This is a genomic window from Dermabacter jinjuensis (assembly GCF_902381725.1).
Lineage (GTDB): Bacteria > Actinomycetota > Actinomycetes > Actinomycetales > Dermabacteraceae > Dermabacter > Dermabacter hominis.
Genome location: NZ_LR698963.1, coordinates 384782 through 405011 on the forward strand (window position 1 = coordinate 384782; position 20230 = coordinate 405011).

The 20230-nt window shown below is 61.9% G+C and carries 17 protein-coding genes; 13 read left to right on the plus strand and 4 right to left on the minus strand.

Going from position 1 to position 20230, the window contains the following annotated elements; genetic code table 11:
* The first annotated feature begins 113 nt into the window (after positions 1-113).
* From FXY94_RS01860 to FXY94_RS01870, 3 genes are read left to right on the plus strand one after another with little or no spacing between them, the layout of a single operon-like run.
* Positions 114-2090, plus strand: a complete 1977-nt coding sequence (locus tag FXY94_RS01860) for a DUF6541 family protein (protein WP_016663316.1) — start codon at positions 114-116, stop codon at positions 2088-2090.
* Between the two features lie 44 nt (positions 2091-2134).
* A complete protein-coding gene (locus tag FXY94_RS01865) occupies positions 2135-3010 on the plus strand; it encodes a glycosyltransferase family 2 protein (protein WP_016663317.1) in 876 nt (291 codons plus the stop codon).
* A complete protein-coding gene (locus FXY94_RS01870) occupies positions 2997-4304 on the plus strand; it encodes a hypothetical protein (RefSeq protein WP_016663318.1) in 1308 nt (435 codons plus the stop codon). Before FXY94_RS01865 ends, FXY94_RS01870 begins: the two co-directional genes overlap by 14 nt.
* On the opposite strand, the gene FXY94_RS01875 is transcribed toward FXY94_RS01870, so the two are convergent.
* Positions 4301-5314 (minus strand): glycosyltransferase family 2 protein, encoded by a 1014-nt coding sequence (locus tag FXY94_RS01875; RefSeq protein WP_332067295.1) that lies wholly within the window; start codon positions 5312-5314, stop codon positions 4301-4303. The genes FXY94_RS01870 and FXY94_RS01875 overlap by 4 nt on opposite strands.
* Positions 5315-5435: 121 nt before the next feature.
* Positions 5436-6452 (minus strand): glycosyltransferase family 2 protein, encoded by a 1017-nt coding sequence (locus FXY94_RS01880; RefSeq protein ID WP_168161666.1) that lies wholly within the window; start codon positions 6450-6452, stop codon positions 5436-5438.
* A gap of 96 nt (positions 6453-6548) precedes the next feature.
* Between FXY94_RS01880 and FXY94_RS01885 the strand changes: the two genes are divergently transcribed.
* Together FXY94_RS01885 and FXY94_RS01890 are read left to right on the plus strand one after the other, a co-directional pair.
* Entirely contained in the window at positions 6549-7862 is a 1314-nt protein-coding gene (locus FXY94_RS01885; protein ID WP_016663321.1) for a M18 family aminopeptidase, read from the plus strand.
* A gap of 39 nt (positions 7863-7901) precedes the next feature.
* On the plus strand, positions 7902-10001 hold the full coding sequence (locus FXY94_RS01890; RefSeq protein ID WP_016663322.1) for an acyltransferase family protein: 2100 nt from the start codon (positions 7902-7904) through the stop codon (positions 9999-10001).
* Here the strand turns inward: FXY94_RS01890 and FXY94_RS01895 are convergent, their stop codons facing one another.
* Together FXY94_RS01895 and FXY94_RS01900 are read right to left on the minus strand one after the other, a co-directional pair.
* The gene (locus FXY94_RS01895) at positions 10002-10322 is read right to left on the minus strand and encodes a hypothetical protein (protein ID WP_016663323.1); all 321 of its coding nucleotides are present in this window, start codon (positions 10320-10322) and stop codon (positions 10002-10004) included.
* Positions 10315-11748 carry a glutamyl-tRNA reductase gene (locus tag FXY94_RS01900; RefSeq protein ID WP_016663324.1) on the minus strand — a complete coding sequence of 478 codons (1434 nt, stop codon included), beginning with the start codon at positions 11746-11748 and terminating at the stop codon, positions 10315-10317. Before FXY94_RS01900 ends, FXY94_RS01895 begins: the two co-directional genes overlap by 8 nt.
* Before the next feature lie 103 nt (positions 11749-11851).
* Between FXY94_RS01900 and hemE the strand changes: the two genes are divergently transcribed.
* From hemE to hemL, 8 genes are read left to right on the plus strand one after another with little or no spacing between them, the layout of a single operon-like run.
* On the plus strand, positions 11852-12907 hold the full coding sequence (gene hemE, locus FXY94_RS01905; protein ID WP_016663325.1) for a uroporphyrinogen decarboxylase: 1056 nt from the start codon (positions 11852-11854) through the stop codon (positions 12905-12907).
* A gap of 11 nt (positions 12908-12918) precedes the next feature.
* Positions 12919-14355: a protoporphyrinogen oxidase gene (gene hemG, locus FXY94_RS01910; protein WP_016663326.1), complete on the plus strand. Its 1437-nt coding sequence runs from the start codon at positions 12919-12921 to the stop codon at positions 14353-14355.
* A gap of 34 nt (positions 14356-14389) precedes the next feature.
* Positions 14390-15085, plus strand: a complete 696-nt coding sequence (hemQ, locus tag FXY94_RS01915) for a hydrogen peroxide-dependent heme synthase (protein ID WP_016663327.1) — start codon at positions 14390-14392, stop codon at positions 15083-15085.
* Positions 15082-16212: a ferrochelatase gene (locus FXY94_RS01920; protein ID WP_016663328.1), complete on the plus strand. Its 1131-nt coding sequence runs from the start codon at positions 15082-15084 to the stop codon at positions 16210-16212. The genes hemQ and FXY94_RS01920 overlap by 4 nt, the downstream gene beginning before the upstream one ends.
* Entirely contained in the window at positions 16209-17153 is a 945-nt protein-coding gene (gene hemC / locus FXY94_RS01925) for a hydroxymethylbilane synthase (protein WP_016663329.1), read from the plus strand. The genes FXY94_RS01920 and hemC overlap by 4 nt, the downstream gene beginning before the upstream one ends.
* Positions 17150-17905, plus strand: coding sequence for a uroporphyrinogen-III synthase (locus FXY94_RS01930; RefSeq protein WP_016663330.1), 756 nt, complete (start codon positions 17150-17152; stop codon positions 17903-17905). The genes hemC and FXY94_RS01930 overlap by 4 nt, the downstream gene beginning before the upstream one ends.
* Positions 17905-18915 carry a porphobilinogen synthase gene (gene hemB / locus FXY94_RS01935; RefSeq protein WP_016663331.1) on the plus strand — a complete coding sequence of 337 codons (1011 nt, stop codon included), beginning with the start codon at positions 17905-17907 and terminating at the stop codon, positions 18913-18915. Before FXY94_RS01930 ends, hemB begins: the two co-directional genes overlap by 1 nt.
* A 25-nt stretch (positions 18916-18940) precedes the next feature.
* Positions 18941-20227, plus strand: coding sequence for a glutamate-1-semialdehyde 2,1-aminomutase (gene hemL / locus FXY94_RS01940; protein ID WP_016663332.1), 1287 nt, complete (start codon positions 18941-18943; stop codon positions 20225-20227).
* Positions 20228-20230: the final 3 nt, after the last annotated feature.

The following is a 20230-nucleotide window of genomic DNA, read 5'->3' on the forward strand; positions in this document are numbered from 1 at the left end:
CCCAAGCAACACACGTCACCCTCGAGCTGACGGATTAATGCTGCCTGTAGCATGTACGCTCGTGCGTGGGCTTTGCCCCGCAGTTCGTTAACATTCACTATCCGAGGCGGCTCATGACCTGGCAACCACTCCTGCTCCCCGCGATCGTCGCGTGCCTGTGGGTGACCATGCCAGGTTTTCTCGTGAACATCGCGCTCGGATGCCGCCGTATCACCGCCTTTTTGCTGAGCCCGCTTTCATCCGTAGGACTCATTGTTGCCGCCGCAATTCTTGCGCCGTTCGCCGGCATAGGCTGGGGCCCCCTCCCCGTTGGTCTCCTTACCGTCGTGTGCGCTCTAAGCGGCTTTGGCCTCCGTCTTCTCCTGCAGAAGAAACGGGGAATTCCCGTGACGAGCCGACGTAAGGTTCGAGCCTCTTGGCGCACCCGCCTGCTGTCTCCACCTATCCTCGCGCTCATCACAATCGTGGGATCGTTCGCGCTCATGCTCCGCCACGTGAGGAACATCCTCGGCACTCCCTACGCTTTTTCGCAGGCGTTCGATGCGGTCTTCCACCTCAATGAAGTGCGGTGGATTCTGGAGCATCACAATGCTTCGAGCCTCGACGCGCAGGCGATGACATCTGCAAGCTGGGCATCGCACTTTTATCCTGCGGCCTGGCATGGCATTGCCTCACTCATCGGCCTCACCACCGGCGTCCACCACGTCTCGCTCCTGACCAATGCCACGATCATCGCCACCGTGTGCGTCATTTGGCCAGTTTCGATGATGGCCCTCGTATACGTTCTCACCCCTGGAAACTTGCTGCGTTACACGCTCTTGCCAACCGGAGTCGTGCTCGCCGCTCTTCCGGCATTTCCTCTGACGTTCGTGGAGCATGGTGTTCTCTACCCGAATCTTCTGGGCTACTGCCTGCTCCCCTCTCTCTACGTTCCCTTTCTGGCTCTTGTAGGGCAGGCGAAGCGTCTCAATATGTCAAAAATCCAGGTCTTTGGCATCGGTGCGCTGGGTTCTGCCGGGGCTGCGTTCGCCCACCCGACAGCAGCACTCATGATGCTCGTGGGGTCAACACTCATAGCCGTCTACTTAGGCGTGCGTTTTGCCGTGAACCGTCGTCCCTTGCGGCCAACCCTATTGCTTTCCGGGACCGCCCTACTATTGGGGGCGATCACCGTGATTGCATGGATCAAAATTCGCCCGCCCGGTGAGGCCGCCGAAACCTGGGGCCCCATCACTGATACCGTCGGTGCGGTAGGTTCAACCCTTATCCATAACACTGTCAACGGAATCCCCCAACACATCGCCTTAATCTTGACAGTGCTCGCGATTGTTGGCGCGCTCCGGACTCGGTTCTACCTCCCCCTTATGCTTTGGGCAGTTTCGGCCTTCCTCTGGGTTGTCGCCGCTTCGTGGCCTATGGGTCCCGGCCGCCGCGCCCTCGTTGGAGTGTGGTATTCGGATGTTCCTCGCCTGTATGCGCAGATGGGGCTCTTCCTCATTCCCGCTGCCGCTATTGGCGTGGGATACGCATGCAAGTGGATCGCGAGAACTTCGCGGGTCATCGCTCGCACTCCCTTACGACGCACCGGCCTCGCGGCGGTCGTTGCTGCCGTTCTCGTCACCACCTCGCAGGCGAACCCGATGATGGACTCGTTCATTGATCGAGTCGAAAAAACCTACACCCTCGGAGCAAGAACCAACTCGGTCAACCGACAAGAGCTGGTTTTTATGACTCAACTCCCGGGAGTCGTGGGGCCGAACGATAAAATCTTTGCGAATCCATGGCGCGGTGAAGCCCTTTCGTACGCGTTCTCCGGCGTCAACATTTCCACGCGTCACTTATTGGCGTATGAGTCCCGCGCTGACGTGTACCTCGTCAAACACCTGAACGAAATCGATACCGATCCAATCGTGTGCGAGGCCCTCAAAGCGGGCGGTTACACTCATGTCATGTACTTCTCCGGTCCCGAGATTGACTTCACCTACGCCGCCTATCCTGGCCTGCAGCATCTGGAGAAGGCCAAAAAACTCGAGCTCGTTCTTCAGAACGGCAACGCATCCCTCTATAAAGTGACCGGCTGCAATGCCTGATACACCCTACGAATTTTTGTCTTCACAACATTTTGGAGTCGAACATGACAGTTGACATTCTGTTCCCTTTCTACGGTGATGTCGCGCTGATGAAGCAGGCAGTCCGCTCGATCATTGGGCAGACCAACCCCGACTGGCGACTGGTTGTCGTTGACGATGGCTACCCTGATGACTCGATCCCCGGCTGGTTCGAGTCCCTCGACGATTCCCGCATTACCTACATGCGCAACGAGAAGAACCTCGGTGCGAACGGGAACTACACAAAGGCCTTGAGCTTCGTGGAAAATGACCTGGTGACGGTCATGGGTGCCGACGACGTGATGCTCCCGAACTATATTGACTGGCTCGTTGAAGCTGCGTCTGCGAACCCCGACGCCGAAATTTTCCAGCCCGGCTGTGTGGTGATCGATGAGCACAATGCTCTCTCGAACACTCTCGTGGAGCGAGTAAAAGACCATTACCGCCCGTCGACGGCTGTGGTGCTGCGCGGCGAGGAGCTCGCCACGTCAATTCTGCGTGGCAACTGGCTCTACTTCCCCTCGCTTGGGTGGAAGGCAAGTACGATCACCAAGATCGGCTTCCGTAAGGGCCTGAACGTTGTTCAGGATGCAGCTCTCGTGCTTGATGTCGCTATGCATAACGGTGGCCTGTTCTACGATCCGACGGTTGCTTTCATGTATCGCCGTCATGGCGGTTCGGATTCGTCGTGGCGCGCCCTCGAAGGTACCCGCTTCGACGAGGAGCGGGCGTTCTTTAACCAGATGGCTGATGAGATGACCGCGAAGGGCTGGCCTAAGGCCGCACGAGCAGCGCGAGTACACCTTTCGTCGCGACTTCACGCTCTTAGGCTCTTGCCGAAGGCCGCTTTGGCTAAAAAGTGGCAGGGCGTCAAGAACCTCGCCACGCATGCCGTCAAGTAAGAGCGACACTCCCACTGTCACGAAGCGTGATTCTGCCGCAATTCTGGTCGCGTCAGCGTGCGCAGCAGTCTCCGCTCTCCTGGCCACATGGCTCGCGAACCGGTATCTCGAACCGGCCGAAGTCACCGAGTTCCTCCTGTTTTGGTCGGTGCAGTTTGGGATTTTTGGTGTCGTTGCCGGAATTCAGCAGGAAGTCACTCGTGCAGTAGGAGCCGCGCGCCTTTCACAATCAACCGATGGAGCTCCTGTCGTTTTGGCAGCGGCAACGGTCGGCGGTCTATGCGCGATCGCGACGATAGCTACTTCCCCGTTGTGGGGAAAATCCACACTGCCAACAAACACCACCGCATCGGTCGCGCTCTTGGCGCTAGGAGTCGCACTGTATGCGTTTCATGCTGCGTTTAGTGGGGCGGCTGCGGGTTCTCAGAAGTGGCTCCTTTTTTCTATTTTTGGTGGTGGGGAAGCGCTTTGGCGCCTCGCCGCGCTCGCGGCTGTCTCTCTCCTCGCTGCTTCGCTGCTTGGGATGGAGGCGGCGGCGATCTCGCCAATTCTGTTGTGGGTCGCGCTGGCAGCGGTGCATCCGGGCACGCGAAAGATCATTCGTGCGCGCGCTGATGTCCCTTATGGCAGGCTCATGCGAAATGTCTTCATCGCTATGGGGTCGTCCACGGCTTCGGCTGTCTTGATGACTGGGTTCCCGGTCATTCTCAACGCGAGCGAAGATGCACCTACGGGTTCGCATACGTTCCTCGTCATGGGGGCACTGATCCTAGCCGTGTCGATTTGCCGGTCTCCGATCATGATTCCGCTCCAGGCATTTCAGGGTGTCGCTATCGCGGCGTTTTTGCGCCAGCGCCACCGCCCGCTTGCGGCGTTCGCTCGTCCGGCTGGCGCGCTGCTTGGTGTTGGTGCTGCCGGGGCGCTTGCCGCGTTCTTTTTGGGTCCTTGGCTTTTCCTTCTGATCTATCCACCGAAAGCAGAGGCAGAAGCCGCTTATCTTTCGGTCGCCAACGGTCCTGTGCTCGCGGCGCTTACGTTCGGTTCTGCGATCATGGCCCTCTTGGTACTGTCTGGGACCGCTGTGCTCGCCCTCGATCTTCACCGGATCTATCTCACTGGCTGGGTCATTGCTGCTCTCGTGACGACGGTCCTACTTTTTGCGGTGCCGGTCGGCATTATCCCGAAGGTTCTTGTCGCCTTGTATTGCGGGCCTGCGGCAGGGTTTTTGACGCATCTGGCAGCGATGAAGAGGGCGTCCGGCAACGCCCATAGCTTGGATCTAGCAGCGAGTTAGACCGAACGCATGTTTACGCCATAGCGGCGTTTAATATAGGCCCCGTAGAGAATTCTGTAGAGAGACGGCGAAACTTTGAGTAGTAGCGCTGCGGCACCGAACACTGGGCGCACTTTGAGGCAGGTCAGCGCTTCGCGAAAGGAGATTCGCTGGCGGATTTCCTTGAGTGCGGTACCGGAAGAGTCCGGCGCAGCTACGAGTACCTGTTGAGCATTGTTGAGGTAAGTCAGGACCTTCGAGACAGTCAGCGCATCGTGTAGCTGCGGAGCATCTACACGTGTGCGTGTAGCATCCGCCATGAGCGCGATCAGACGGTCACTTTCGGCAACCGGGGTTACTCTCCCCCACGTGAGCCCTCCCGCATCAATCGAGTAGCGATAAAGCGGGTTTTCGATGACGCTAACTCGCCGCGCGTTCATAAGCGCTTGAAGCACAAAGAGCGCGTCCTCAGCGCGATGAATCTCTTCCGAAAACCGAAGCCCCTCAATAATGCGAGAGCTAAACAGCTTGTCCCACAGGAATGGCGTGAACGAACCACTAAGCATTTTTGTGGCCGCATGCAAACCCGTACACCCCCCCAGTTCCACAGGCTCCCGAAGCTTTTGCCCCCCGTCAGCACCAATAACTTTATGCCCGCACGACACAATATCCGCGTTCGCTACTCGAGCTAGTTCGTGGAGATCTGCGAGGAAGGTAGGCTCATAAGTGTCATCTGAATCAAGAAACGCAACCCACTCTCCAGCAGCATTACTCAGCCCCGCATTTCGCGCTGCCGACACGCCACGGTTTTCCTCGAACACGATGACCTTCACACGAGCATCCGGCATGTCATGGAGATGTTGCATGATCTTCTCAAGTGCATCATCTGGAGAAGCGTCAACCACTACTACTAGCTCCCAATCCTCGTCCGTCTGGGATTGAACAGAGGCAATTGCGGGAAGAACGCTCGGCCCCGTTTTGTAAACGGGCATAATTATCGAGGTTCGCGGACTATTCACCGTCGTCACCACACCTTGTTATCAAGAAGAACAATTTCTCGACCTGGAAATCCAGGACCCAAAAGACCCTAGTACCTACAGAAATGTTTTACGGTCTGAATTTAACCAAAGAAAGTTCATTCCTTCTTGCGAGTCATGATTCTTGAGAAACACCATACTGTTTTCGCGCATAAGTGGAATATAACGAACCATACAGTCGAGGACTCACCTTCATGAGCATCGCAGCTACCGCAAACGTTGGGCGTTTTCTTGTGGTTCTCGCGATCGCTGCGAAGTTCAACCTCTGTCTGAGCTCCTTCATGTACCTCTGCTGCTCGCTACCTTCAAGGAGGCGCAGCGCTGCGTGTCCTGCATTGAGGTAGGTATTGACCCAGCACGTCGAATAACCAGGCTCAACGTCGCCAGAGCCCCGCTGGTTCTTGAGGACATCCCGCAGATAGTCAAGAAACTTGGCTGACTCACCCATTGGCGGCACCGAACTCCAGGTAATCGAATTCTCGTTCACAGTGTAGAGATGAAGCGCGTCATCGATTACACGGACGTTTCGCGCCAATCCGAGAACCTTCGCAGTGTAGCCGGCATCCTCGAGACGGTTAATGATCGGAAACTCTGCCTCAACAACCGCAGATCTACGGAAAATTTTGTCCCACGCATACTGCGAGAACCGATCGATGAGCAACAGATCCTGCGCTTGCTTTCCAGCGTAAATTCCCGGGTCGCCTTTAAGTCGATCTCGCTTTGGCTGCCCATCAAGGCCGACAACGGTGTGCGCGCAAGTGACGATATCAACGTCAGACGAAGCAGCCTCATGCATGCGCTCAAGGAAGGTCGGGCGGTACGCATCATCGGAGTCTAGGAACGCTAGCCATTCTCCACGAGACTCACGAATTCCAACATTGCGCGCGCCAGGAAGAGTCAAGTTCTTCTCGTTCTCGATAAACCTGATTCGTTCATCACCGCACGTACCAAGGTAGTCAAGGATGACGCTTCGGGCGTTATCCGGACTGCAGTCGTTCACAATGATCAGTTCCCAGTCGCTATCCGTCTGGGCTTGCACAGACTCAATCGCACGCACCACCGTAGCCTCGGTGCCGTAAACTGGCATGATAATAGAGGTGCGCGGGGCTGGATTCTGCTGACTCTTTTGCACGACGGCGAGTCTACCGGAGAGCCGCATGCGTGACGCGATGTGCCTTGTGCACCCTCGGCCGTGCCGGCACGCCTACCACCTCCAAGGAGTTCAACCTTGACCGCCCACAACATTGAAGCCGCAACTGTTTTTGCCACCGAGCTCGGACAGTTCGTGACCCAGTCTCCGAGCTCGTTTCACGCTGTGGCAACCGTAAGCGAATCCCTGGTTGACGCGGGGTTCACCGAACTTAGTGAAGGCGAGGATTGGGCCGGCATCGCTCGTGGTAGCCGATACCTCGTGCGTCGCGACGGTTCGGTGATCGCTTTCGATATTCCCTCGGGCGCAACCGAAACGACGCCTCTGCGGATTTTTGGCGCCCACACCGATTCCCCGGCGCTCAAACTCAAACCCAAAAGCTCGATCGCCGCGCACGGTTTCACTCAAGTTGGTGTCGAGGTATACGGCGGGGCGCTGTTCAATTCATTCCTTGATCGCGACCTCAAACTGGCCGGCCGCGTCGTTCTCACGAACGGTGAAGAAGCCCTCGTCCACACGGGACCATACCTTCGAGTTCCGCAACTTGCCGTCCATCTAGATCGGGCGGTGAATCGCGAAGGGCTCAAGCTCGACCCTCAAAAACACCTTCAACCCATCACGGGGCTTGCGGAGGGCGCTGAGCACGACGTGCTGGCCGATCTCGCCGCCACTGCAGGCGTAAACCCACAGGACATCGCTGGATACGACATCGTGACTGTCGATGCCCAGGAGCCGCAACTCATCGGCGCACGCAAGGAGTTCCTCGCGAGCGCACGGCTCGACAATCTCCTTTCGACCTTCGCCGGCATGCGCGCAATGGCTGAGCATAAAAGCCGCGACGACGCGCCGATTGCGCTTTTCGTTGCCAACGATCACGAGGAGGTCGGCTCAGCGAGTCGATCCGGAGCTGCCGGCCCGTTCCTCGAGGACGTTCTCGCCCGGCTTTACGCCGCACTCGGCGCAAATGATGAAGAACGCAGGCGCGCATTCAACCGCTCGATCGTGGTCTCGTCAGATGTCGGACATTCGATCCACCCGAATTACCCCGAACGTCACGACCCGGCCAACCAGCCCGTTGCTGGACGGGGCCCCATCCTGAAAATCAACGCCGACCAGCGCTATGCTACCGACGCTCACGGCGCCGCATTTTGGGCTCGTGCATGCGCCCATGCCGGCATCCAATACCAGGAATTTGTATCCAACAATTCCATGCCGTGCGGCTCGACGATCGGCCCCATCACCGCGACACGTCTCGGCATGACGACGGTCGATGTCGGTGTTCCGATCCTCTCAATGCACTCGTGCCGCGAACTCACAGCGGTCTCAGACCCGTATGATCTGTACCTGGCCGCAAAGGCGGTCCTCTCCCCCGAGGTCCTCTTCACCCCGTGATCTCAAGCGGGCAGCCCCACTCCCTACCGAAACGTGTTCATGTCTAATACCGCAACGTCATCTCCCACGCATCGAGCTGACCTCCCGAAGGAACAGCGAGTCTTTCGAACTGACGTCCACGGGCTCAGAGGGCTCGCGGTCTTCCTCGTTGTGATCTACCACGTTTTCGTGGGGCGCGTTTCCGGCGGAGTTGACGTTTTCCTCTTCATCTCCGCTTACTTCCTCACCGGAACATTCGTGCGCCGTATGGAGACCGGAAAGCCCATCGCTGCCGTTGGGTATTGGGGCAGGACGTTTAAGCGGCTACTTCCACCAACGGTCGTCGTGACCTTCGCAATCTTGGCAGCAACCTACATCTTCTTGCCGCCAAGTTCGTACGTACCGATGCTCAAGGATGCGTTCTTCACTCTCATTCAGGGTGAGAACTGGTGGCTGATCAATCAGGCAACCGATTATTACGCTGCCGACCGCACTGCCGCTAGCCCGTTCCAACACTTCTGGTCGCTCTCCATCCAGGGGCAGGTGTTCCTTGCCTGGCCGCTGCTGTTCGCTCTTTTGGCACTTGTCCTCAAGGCATGGGAGAGGCGTTTCCCGCCAAAGAGCCAGCACCAGCACAACATCCGCGTGTGGGGCACAAGTGGCATCGCGATCGGCGCCATTACTCTCGCAAGTTTCATTTGGTCGGTGATTGAAACTTCCGCGGACCAGCAAACCGCCTACTTTGACACGTTCGCCCGCTTCTGGGAATTCGGCCTCGGCGGGCTCGTGGCAATCGCTCTCCCCCTGATCGCCGAACGCACCGACACGCTCCACCCCAACAGCCCGAAAGGGCGGCCGTGGCGGTTCGCCTTGTCAATGCTGGGCGTTCTCGCGCTCGTCTCGATGGGAATGCTCGTGGACGTCGCCGGGAAATTTCCCGGGTGGCTTGCGATCTGGCCACTCTCGGCAGCAGCATTCATCATGGTGATGGGCTACAACCCCATCCTCAGCTCAAAGCCCCTCCAGAAGCTTGGGGGCATTTCGTACGGGCTCTACCTCGCCCACTGGCCGCTGCTCGTGCTGACGCTACAAGTTCTCGAGATTCCCAAGGCGCCGTTCTGGCTAGGTGTAGTCCTCGTGATCGCGAGCCTCGCGCTCGCGTGGCTCATCACGAAATTCGTGGACACCCCATTCCGACGGTGGAAGTGGGCTGGCGCCAAGACCCACAGGTCGGTCGCGGTCGCGCTGGTGACTGTAGCTATTGGTCTGACCCCCGTAGTCATCGCGCAAAGTGTTCTCGACGCAAAGGCAAAGAAGCTTGAACTTGCCGCCGAGATCAACAACCCCGGTGCAGAGGTACTCAACGACGAAAATCTCTACGACCCTACAAACGACCCTAATGTCACGATTTTGCCAACCGAAGCGGACCTTCCCAATGACTGGTTTGATGCGGGACCGCCCTGTCAAAAAGAGGGGGCACCCGATACCAAAGAATGGAAGGGCGCCTCGTGCAACACTTCGCGTCAAGGTCGAATCACGGGCAACAACATGCTCGTAGTCATGGGAAATTCGCGCATGGAGCAAACTTCCGCCGCAATTCTCCCCACTGCACACAAACACGGCTGGGACGTCATGGAACTTACCGCGCCTGGCTGCGCAGTTGGAATGAATAACCACGACCGGTGTGAGCCGTTCACGACGCAGGCAACGGCTTACCTGCTCTCACTTCACCCTTCGGCGGTTGCCCTTCAAACGACTTACGTTGATGAAAACGGCGATGAAGTCGTCAATCAGGGCGCTCTCGACATCGCGGCGAAATTGCGGGACGCGGGGATCGCGGTTATCGCCACGCGAGACATTCCGCGACTCAAGACCAATCTCTCGTCGTGCGCAATCGAGCACGCGGAAGCCCCGAGCGAAAACTGCGTTGAGGAGATCGATCCCTCGATAATCTCGGACCGGCCTGACGGAGAAGCTATCGCAAACGGTGGGTTTTTCGCTCTCGACCTGAACCAGAGCATCTGCCCCGACGCACAGTGCAAACCGATCATCGGGAACACATACGTGTTCCTTGACGAGCGCCACGTGACCGCCACCTACGCAGCGACAATGGCCGGCATCGTGGATGACCAGCTGTCGAACGAAGGGTTCGCCTGGTAGCTACGCCGCGTTTTCGATCGCGTCGCGCGCCGCATCCGCGCGCTCGACTATCGACTCATCACCGGAGAGGTCCCGCACGCGGCGGGCGTCCTTGGTGAGCTCGTCGATCTGGTAGAGGGCGCTATCGAGCAGCCCCTCGGCGGCACACAGGAGCGCCAGGTCGATGCGCGCATGGATCACCTCGGGGGTGTCGTCCCCATGGACGAGGAGCGCGGGAAGCGACGCGAAGGCGCTCGCGCTTGAAGCGGCGGCCGTCTCGCTCAGGAGTGCGCGCAGGCGCTCGCTCGCACCCTCGCTCATCTCAACGCGGTCGTCAAACATACTGGTCTCCCTGCGTCGTGGACTGAGCGGCCTGCCGCGCCTCGGCGGCTTGCGTCGCGTCCAGTTCGCGGCGCATGTTCTCCATCGTGGCAACGGTCATCGGCGGACGTTCGAGGCCGTCTGTTGTGGGCGCGGTCGGTTCCGACGGCGCCCCGGTCCCATCGACGCTTAGTGTTCCCGAGACGTCCACCCCGAAAATTGTGTGGACGGCTTCGAGGAACTGATGAGCCTGGCCGGTCTTGGCGAGCTCTTGCGCGCGCACCATCGGGGAATGAAGGAACTTGTTGTAGACGCGCCCCAGCGAGCGTTGCACCTGTTCGGCTGCGGCTTCGCCGGAGGTTCGGCGCACCTCGTCCACTTCGAGAACGATCATCTCCTTGACGCTTCGGCGCAGGGCGCTCACGGCGGGGTCGACGGCGCGGATCTGCTGGCGTTCTTCGAATCGTACGACGCCGGTGTCGATCAGTTCGCGTGCGCGCGTGATCTCGCCGTGGCCGCTTTCGCCGGCTCTGATCGATTCGAGCGGGATGACGCGCACGCCCGGGAGTGTTGCCGCTGCGGGCTCGATGTCGCTGTGAAGCGCGAGGTCCAGCATTACGAGGTCTTCGCTCGTCGCCCGCTGTTCAAGGGCGCGGGCGAGCATGGGAGCGTCGATCGAATGCGTGCCGCCGCCGGAGGCGGCAATGACGACGGTGGCCTTTGCGAGTGTCGCTTCGAGATTCTCGGGCGCTACCGGCAGGGCACCGTGCGAATCGGCAAACTGTTCGGCGCGGCCGCTGGGGGAAAACACGTGAAGGCTGCCGACTCCCCTGAGGTGGAGCTCGGCGCTTGCCACGCGGGCCATGGCACCGGTGCCGATCAGGAGAGCGTCGCGCCCCTCGAGCTCGGTCCGAAAGAGGTGCGCGGAGTCGAGGGCGACCGCGACGGAGCTTCGCCCGGCGGCTCCAACCTTGGTTTTCGAGGTGACTTGCTTTGCGGTGCGCAGCGCCCCCTGAAACAGGTCGTTGAGGAGCGTGGTGGTGTGCCCGGCAGCGAGGGCGTTCGTGAAGCTCGCCCGTACTTGGCCGGTGATCTCGGCCTCACCGAGCACCTGGGAGTTCATGCCTGCGGCAACCTCGTACATGTGCCGAGCCGAGATGATGCCGGCATCGACAACGAGCATGCGAGCGACCTCCTCGCGCGGCAGGCCGCTCGTGTGGTGAACGGCGCGGGTGACGAGATCGATGGCGTCGTGGAAGAGGTCAACATCCGCGTAGATTTCAAGCCTGTTGCACGTCGCGAGGCACACCCAGCCGGTGAGGGGCTGTTCGGGGTGGCCCTCGTTAAGGGCGGCAAGCTGTTCATCGAGCTGCACCGATCCGCGGGTGACGCGCTCGAGTCCATCGAGCCCGAGATTGTCGTGGGTCGCTCTCAGGGCAATCAGCATGCACCTAGCCTAAGTCAGCTGGGACGTCTTTCTCATCGACATCGGGCACAATAGAGGCGATGACCACGCTACTTTGCTTCTCTCTCACCGTTCACGTGATGCCATGACAGCTTCGATTTCGCCGCGCGAGAGCGCTCTTGTGCAACGCCTAGCCGGGCGAGGGGCAGCCGTTGCTGATGCGCCGCCAAGTGTGTGGTTCATGCGCCAGGCGGGGCGCTCCCTACCCGAATACCGCAAGGTTCGCGAAGGCATCGGCATGCTCGAGAGCTGCCTCATGCCCGAGCTTGCCGCGGAAATCACACTTCAACCGGTGCGCAGGCACGGTGTCGATGCCGGGATTTTCTTTTCCGACATCATGGTTCCGCTCAAGCTTGCGGGCATCGACGTGAGCATCGAACCCGGTGTTGGGCCCGTGCTCGCCCACCCCGTGCGTTCAAAAGCGGATATTGACAAGCTCCCCTCGGTCGACGACGTCTACCGCACCGCTCTCGAGCCGATTCGTGAGGCCGTGCGCCTTACCGTCGCGGAACTCGGTTCCACCCCTCTGATCGGTTTCTGCGGTGCCCCATTTACGGTCGCGAGCTACATGGTTGAGGGGCGCCCGAGCCGCGACCACCTGCGCACCCGCGCACTGATGAGCGCCGAGCCCGAATTGTGGGGCCGCCTCGCCCAGTGGGTCGCTGATATCTCGGGCGAGTTTCTACGCGCCCAGATCGAAGCTGGTGCGAGCGCTGTCCAGCTTTTCGACTCGTGGGCGGGGTCTCTCTCCGAAGCCACCTACCGCACCCACGTCCTGCCTTTTTCCACGCGTACCTTCACCTACGTCCAGGACCTCGATGTTCCCCGGACCCACTTTGGCGTTGGCACGGGGCACATGCTCACCGCCATCCTCGAGGCAGGTGCGACAACCGTCGGACTCGACCACCGCACCCCCATTCCCACCGCCGTTGAAACCCTCCCGGCGGGCACGGGCCTGCAGGGAAACCTCGACCCGGCCCTCCTGTTCTCCTCGGAAAAAGCCCGCTTCACCGAGGCCGAGCGCATCGTGCGCGAGGGCCGCGCCGCTGCCGGGCACGTCGTCAACCTCGGCCACGGGGTACCCCCTCAAACGGACCCGCATGTCCTCACCGATCTCGTGGCCTTCATCCACGAGCAGTAGGAGTACCTGCAATGCGCACGCTTGACACCGTTGTCGTCGGTGGTGGAGTTTCTGGGCTTATCTACGCGCGTGAACGCGCGATGCGCGGCGACACTGTTGTTCTTCTCGAGGCCAGCGACCACGTTGGTGGAGCCGTGTGGTCGCACACACTCGAGGGAATCGAGGCGAACACGGGGGCGGAGGCCTTCGCTGTCGGCGGCGGGAACATGCTTTCGCTCGTGAAAGACCTCGGGCTCGAAAAGCAGGTCGTGTCCCCGGCGACGGGGTCGAGCTTCATCGTTGGAGACACGCACGCGTACGCCTCCCCGCGCAATGCCGTTCTAGGGATGCCCGCCCGCCCACTCGCCGCGGATGTGCGTGAGGCCCTCGGGTTCTGGGGAGCGCTGCGCGCGTGGTGTGAGCGTTTCGTTCCCGCCTCTCGCGCCTCGGAAGAGTCCGTGACAGTCGCAGAATTCGTCACCGCGCGCTACGGCAGAAAAGTCCTCGAGCGCCTCGTCGCTCCCATCATTCGTGGCGTGCACTCCGCGGACCCGGAGAAACTCGAGCTGCGCGCCGTCATGCCGAAACTTCCCGAAAGGGTGCAGGCGCTCGGGAGCGCGCGCAAAGCGATCGAGGAGATCCTCGAGAAGCGAGGGGTGCGCTCAAGCTCCGGTTCTGCGGTGCATTCGCTCGCGCCGTCGATGGCGGAGCTGCCGAAAGCACTCGCGCGCGACATCGAAGAGCACGGGGGCCAGATCTTCACCCAGACCCCCGCGCTTGGACTGCGTGCGTCGAGCACCGACGGCACCTGGACCGTGACTGCCGGGACCCGAGCGGCAGCTTTCACGCGCGAGTTCAAGGCACGCAGCCTCGTAATCGCCACGGGACCCGAAATCGCGCGACACCTGTTGAGTGCACCCGCACCCACCATTGCGAGCCTCATCCCTCTCGCGTCTGCAACCCCGGTTCGCCTCGCCACGCTCGTGCTCGATAACCCAGAATTGAATGCGAAGCCGCGCGGCAACGGCGTCCTCGTCGCTCCCGCCGCCACCTCGATCCGCGCTAAGGCCCTGACTCACGCGAGCGCCAAGTGGGAGCACATCCACCGGGCCTCGGAGGCCTCGAAACCAGGGCGAAACGTCGTGCGGCTCTCCTACAGCCCGGGCCCCGACGGCACCCTGCCAGGGGCCGAACGGTTCCCCGAGCTCGCCATTCACGATGCGGCCGCGATTTTTGGCCTGCAGGCGTCGGACCTCACCGTTGCTGACTGGGCCCTCACCGACTGGACCGGCACGATGCGCCAATCCGGCCCGGGCCACACAGCCGCCCTCGAGACACTCGCAAACGCTCTCGAGCGCGATACGGGAGCGGGCGCCGCCCTCCCCCACCTCGAGCTGACCGGCGCGTGGCGCGCCGGCAACGGACTTGAGGCCATCACCCGTTTCACACGCGAGCTCGCCTCGCGCTAACAACCAACGCACAAAACTAAGAAAGGACTCACTCATGAGCGAGGACGTCACAGAAGAAATCCGTTTCACCGCCTATTCCGTCTACCGCAAGATCGGCGGGCTGAACGATGAGGGCATCGTGAGCCCCGAACAGGTGCTCGAGGATCTCGAGCGTACCGTCGCCTCACTCGCCGGTGCAGACGTCGAGGTGCTCGGCTTCTACGATGTTTCCGGTTTCCGGGCGGAGGCCGACCTCATGGTGTGGCTCGCCTCCGAGCGCCCCGAGGCACTCCAGGAAGCCCTGCGCCTGTTCGAGAACTCGATCGCCGGCACCTACCTCGAGAAGGAATGGCAGGCGATGGGCGTGCACCGCGGCCACGAATTCTCGCGCAGCCACAAGCCCGCATTCATGGAGGCCGATAAGGAGCGCAAGGACTGGATCACCGTGTACCCGTTCGTGCGCAGCTACGACTGGTACCTCCTTGAGGAAGATGAGCGCCGCGAGATGATGAAAGAGCACGGCATGTACGGCCGCGAATACCCGAACGTGTGGGGCAACACCACCGCAGCCTTTGCGCTCGGCGACTACGAGTGGCTCCTGAGCTTTGAGGCCGACACCCTCCCGGAGCTCGTCGACATGATGCGCCACCTGCGCTACACGAAGGCACGCCTGCACGTGCGCGAAGAGCTCCCCTTCCACACGGGCCACCGCATCGCCGAGCTCGACGAGGTCGTGGAGGTGCTTCTGTGACCGAGGCGGCAGTGACCGAGAACGGCGGCGCCTACACGGCAGTGCTCTTCTCCTCGTTCGGCGGGCCCGAAAAACACGAGGACGTGATCCCGTTCCTGCGCAATGTTACGCGCGGGCGCGGCATCCCCGATGAGCGCCTCGAAGAGGTCGCGACCCACTACCGCGCGCTCGGCGGGAAGAGCCCGATCAACGAGCAAAATCGCGCCCTCATCGCGCGTCTCGAAGCAGAGTTGAAGCGCCGCCGCATCGACCTTCCCGTGTACTGGGGCAACCGCAACTGGGAGCCCTACGTCGCCGATACCGTCCGCGACATGCACAACGATGGTCACACGAAAGTCGTGGGTCTCGTGACGAGCGCGTACTCGAGCTACTCGAGTTGCCACCAGTACCACGAGGATTTCCGCAAAGCCCTCGACGAGACCGGGCTGATGGGGACGCTCGCGATCGATAAGGCCCGCGTGTACTACAACCATCCGGGATTCCTCGAGCCCGTCGTCGACGGCGTGAAGAGCGCCCTGGAGGCGCACCGCGCAAACGGACACGAGCCCGAAGCGATCGAGATCCTCTTCTCGACGCACTCGATTCCGACGACGATGGCGGATGTGTCGGGCCCGAAGAGTTCGTGGGAGAAGGGCTCGGGCGGCTGGTACGTCGCTCAGCACGAAGCAGCGATCGAGTACGTCATGGCCCGCGTGCGTGAGGATCTCGGGGCCGAGCAAACCCCCGAAAACTATCAGCTCGTTTATCAGTCGCGTTCGGGTGCGCCGCACGTGCCGTGGCTCGAGCCGGATATCAACGACGTCATCGACGAGCTCGAAGCTCGCTCCGCTGTCGTTGTCGTGCCGATCGGGTTCGTGACCGATCACGTCGAAGTCGTGTGGGACCTCGACACCGAGGCGAAGGAAACCGCCGAAAACAAGGGCCTCGCCTTTGTGCGAGTGGCGACCTCGGGCAGCGACGACCGCTTTATCGGCGCCCTCGCCGACCTCGTTCAGGAAGCTGTCACGCCCGGCTTTGAACGCCGAGCCGTGATCGACCTTCCCGGAGCGCTCGAGAACGAGAAGCGCACCGGTGACTGCGGACTCGAGTGCTGCCTCGTGCGCACCCCGGAAGGCACGTTCGCATGATGCGGCTCGGCACTCGCGCCTCCGCGCTCGCTCGCACGCAGTCCGCGTGGGTTGCGCGTCAGTTGGTAGCAGGGGGCGAGGGAGATTCCGACGGTTTCCAGCTCGTCAACGTCTCCACTCACGGGGATCGCGACCGCACGAGCCCGCTCACGCGCATCGGCGGCACCGGCGTGTTCGTCTCCGCCGTCCGCGAGGCTCTTCTTGCCGGCGAGGTCGACGTCGTCGTCCATTCGCTCAAGGACCTTCCCACGCTGCCAGCCGACGGGATCCGCCTCGCGGCGGTTCCCGTGCGAGAAAACCCCGCCGATGCTCTCCTCACTCGCGCTGGGGTTGCGAGCCTCGACGCGATCCCTCGGGGCGGCCGCGTGGGCACCGGGAGCCCGCGACGCGCAGCGCAGCTCATGCTCGCGAGGCCCGATCTCGAGGTGGTTCCGATCCGCGGCAACATCGAGACACGTATGGCGTATGCCGAGCGGGGAGAGCTCGATGCGGTTGTTCTCGCCGCGGCGGGCCTGCATAGGCTCGGGTTTGAGGACCGCATCGCCGAATCGTTTGATCCGTGGCAGTTTCTGCCCGCGCCCGCGCAGGGGGCGCTCGCGGTTGAGGTTCGCGAGGATCTCGACCGCGAAAGCGACCTCGCTCGCGCGCTCGACGCGCTCGATCACCGTCCGACCCGGTTCGCGACCATCGCCGAGCGCACTCTCTTGCGCGCGCTCGAGGCGGGGTGCTCTGCGCCGGTCGCCGCATTCGCCGAGGTCACGGACGATAATCGACTCGTTCTCAAGGCCGGGGTATACGGTCGAAACACGCATCTTGTTCGCGAAAGCCGCACGGATACACCGGTGACGGCGGCCTCGGCCGAGGCCGCGGGCAGGGCGCTTGCGGAGGACATGCTCGCCGCTGGCGCCCGAGATCTACTTGCTGAGGAGTGGCTAGCATGACAGCACCCGTTCTTGTGACGCGCCCCGAGGGGCGCGGCGCTGGCCTCGTCGCGGAGCTCAACGCTCGCGGTTTTGAGGCCGTGCATTCTCCGTTCACGGAGTTCTCGTTCGAAACGGACGCCGACCTGCGCGATGCCCTGAGCGACCTTGCCCACGGCGAGTTCGATTGGCTCCTTCTCACGTCGGTCACGACTGTCAAGGCGCTTCGAGCATTGCCCGAATGGTCGGAGCTTCCCGCCGTCCAAGAATTCAAGGCCGCCGCGGTCGGCGAAGCGACGGCAGCTGCCGCGCGCGAAGCGGGCCTCGAGGTCGAGACAATCGCACAAGGAAGCGCCGCCTCTCTCATCGATGTCTTCCCCGTCAATCAGCAGGGTGGGGACGGACTCGCTCAGCGCATCTTCTATCCCGTGAGTTCCGCTGCCGCGCCGCAGCTCGAGCTCGCGCTCCGCATGGCCGGATACGACGTCCAGCGCGAGACCGCCTACCGCCCCAAGACGATCCCGCAACCGCGCGACGTCATCGACAATCTCGCCGCAGGCGGCTTCAGCGCCGTCGTCGCGACGAGCCCCATGATCGTGCGCGCTCTCTCACAGCTCGCGATCCACGAGAGTACGAAACTCGTCGTGATCGGCAAGCCGAGCGAGGAAGCGGCGATCAGCGTGAATCTCCCGGTTGCAGCGGTCGCGAAAGATCCAAGCGATCGCGCGCTCGCTGAAGCCGTTGCCGAAGTACTGGGAAAGGACACCGAGTAATGACCGTGAAGCGCCCCTTCCATCGCCCCCGCCGCCTTCGCGCGAGCGACGCGATGCGCCGCCTTAATCGCGAGACGACCCTGCGCAGCGCCGATTTCATTCTTCCGGCATTCGTGCGCGAGGGTGCGAGCGAGACTCGCCCCATCGCGGCGATGCCCGGCGTGAGGCAGCACTCGCTCGATTCCCTCGTCACGGCCGCCCGCGAAGCCGCCGAGCTCGGTCTTGGCGGCATCATGCTGTTTGGCATCCCCGAGAAGAAGGATGCCGTCGGATCCGGCGCAACCGACCCGAACGGGATCCTGAACGTCGCTATCTCGCGCCTGCGTGACGAGCTCGGCGATTCGCTGCTGGTGATGGCCGATCTGTGCCTCGATGAATTCACGGATCACGGCCACTGCGGAGTCCTCGACCAGGATGGTGGCGTGGACAATGACGCGACGCTCGAGGTCTATCGCGAGATGGCCCTCGCTCAGGCGCGCGCGGGTGCCCACGTTGTTGCCCCCTCGGGCATGATGGATGGCCAGATTGCCGCTATCCGCGACGCGCTCGATTCGGAAGGCTTCACGAACGTCGCGATTTACGCCTACACCGCAAAGTACGCCTCCGCGTTCTACGGGCCGTTCCGCGAAGCCGTCGATTCGTCACTGACGGGCGATCGCAAGACTTACCAGCAGGATCCTGCGAACGGGCGCGAGGCGCTTCGCGAGCTCGAGCTCGACCTGGGCGAAGGCGCCGACATGATCATGGTCAAGCCCGGGCTCCCCTATCTCGACGTGCTTGCTGACGTTGCGGCTGCGAGCCCCGTTCCCGTTGGCACCTACCAGGTTTCTGGCGAGTACGCGATGATCGAGGCGGCGTGCGAGAACGGCTGGCTTGACCGAGATCGCGCAGTGCTCGAATCTCTCCTCGCGTTCAAGCGAGCGGGGGCCGCCCACGTGCTCACCTATTACGCGCCGTACGCGGCGAAGCTCCTCGCCGATCTTCCCCCTCACCTTCGCGAATTCGCCTGATCACCGCTCAAAATAGGAGGTCTTGATGCCCACGAACGCCGAACTCTTCGCCCGCGCGCAGCACGTCATTCCCGGCGGGGTGAATTCGCCCGTGCGCGCCTTCGGGAGCGTGGGCGGCACTCCCCCGTACCTCGTGAGTGGCAACGGTGCGCTCCTCACGGACGCTGAGGGAAACGAATACGTGGACCTCGTGGGCTCGTGGGGGCCCATGATTCTCGGCCATGCCGAGGCGACCGTCGTGAACGCCGTCACTGGAGCCGCGGCGCACTCGCTGAGCTTCGGCGCTCCACACGAGGGCGAGATTCGCCTTGCCGAACTCGTGATTGACCGCGTCCCCGCGGTCGAAAAGCTTCGCATGGTGAACTCGGGAACCGAGGCAACCATGAGCGCACTGCGACTTGCGCGCGGTTTCACGGGGCGCGATCTCATTGTGAAGTTCGCGGGCTGCTACCACGGCCACGTCGATTCGCTGCTCGCGGAGGCAGGTTCGGGCGTTGCCACGTTCTCACTGCCGGGTTCTGCGGGGGTCACGGATCCGACGGCTGCCGAAACTCTCGTGCTTCCCTACGGCGACCGCGAGGCGGTGCGCGAAGCGTTCGCCGAACACGGAGAGAACATCGCCGCGGTGATCACCGAGGGAGCCCCGTGCAACATGGGCGTCATCGACCCGGGCGACTTCAATGCATTCCTCCTCGATGAGGCGCACGCGGCCGATGCGCTCCTCATTGTCGACGAGGTCCTGACCGGCTTTCGCGCGAGCGCGACGGGCGCCCACGGGATCGATGGCGTCGTGCCGGATCTCGTGACCTTCGGCAAGGTCATCGGCGGTGGCATGCCGGTAGGCGCCTTCGGCGGCCGGGCTGACATTATGGAACGCCTCTCCCCCCTCGGCCCCGTCTATCAAGCGGGCACTCTCTCGGGTAACCCCCTCGCAACCGCCGCGGGCATCGCGACGTTGAGCCAGCTCGATGACGCGCTTTACGCGCAGCTCAACGATTCGGCAACAACCCTCATTTCTGCATTCGACGACGCGCTGAGCACAGAAGGCGTGCCGCACTCGATCAACCGCTTCGGCACCCTCTTCTCCGTGTTCTTCACCGATCGCGACGTGCGCTGCTATGAGGACGCAAAGTCCCAGGACACCGATGTCTTCGCTCGGTTCTTCCACGCGATGCTCGCCCAGGGCATCTACATGCCGCCGAGCGCGTTTGAGGCGTATTTCGTCTCTAGGGCCCACACTCCCGATATCCTTGAACGCATCATCGCCGCATTGCCCGCCGCAGCAAAGGCAGCGGCCTCACCGAAGGGATGACCT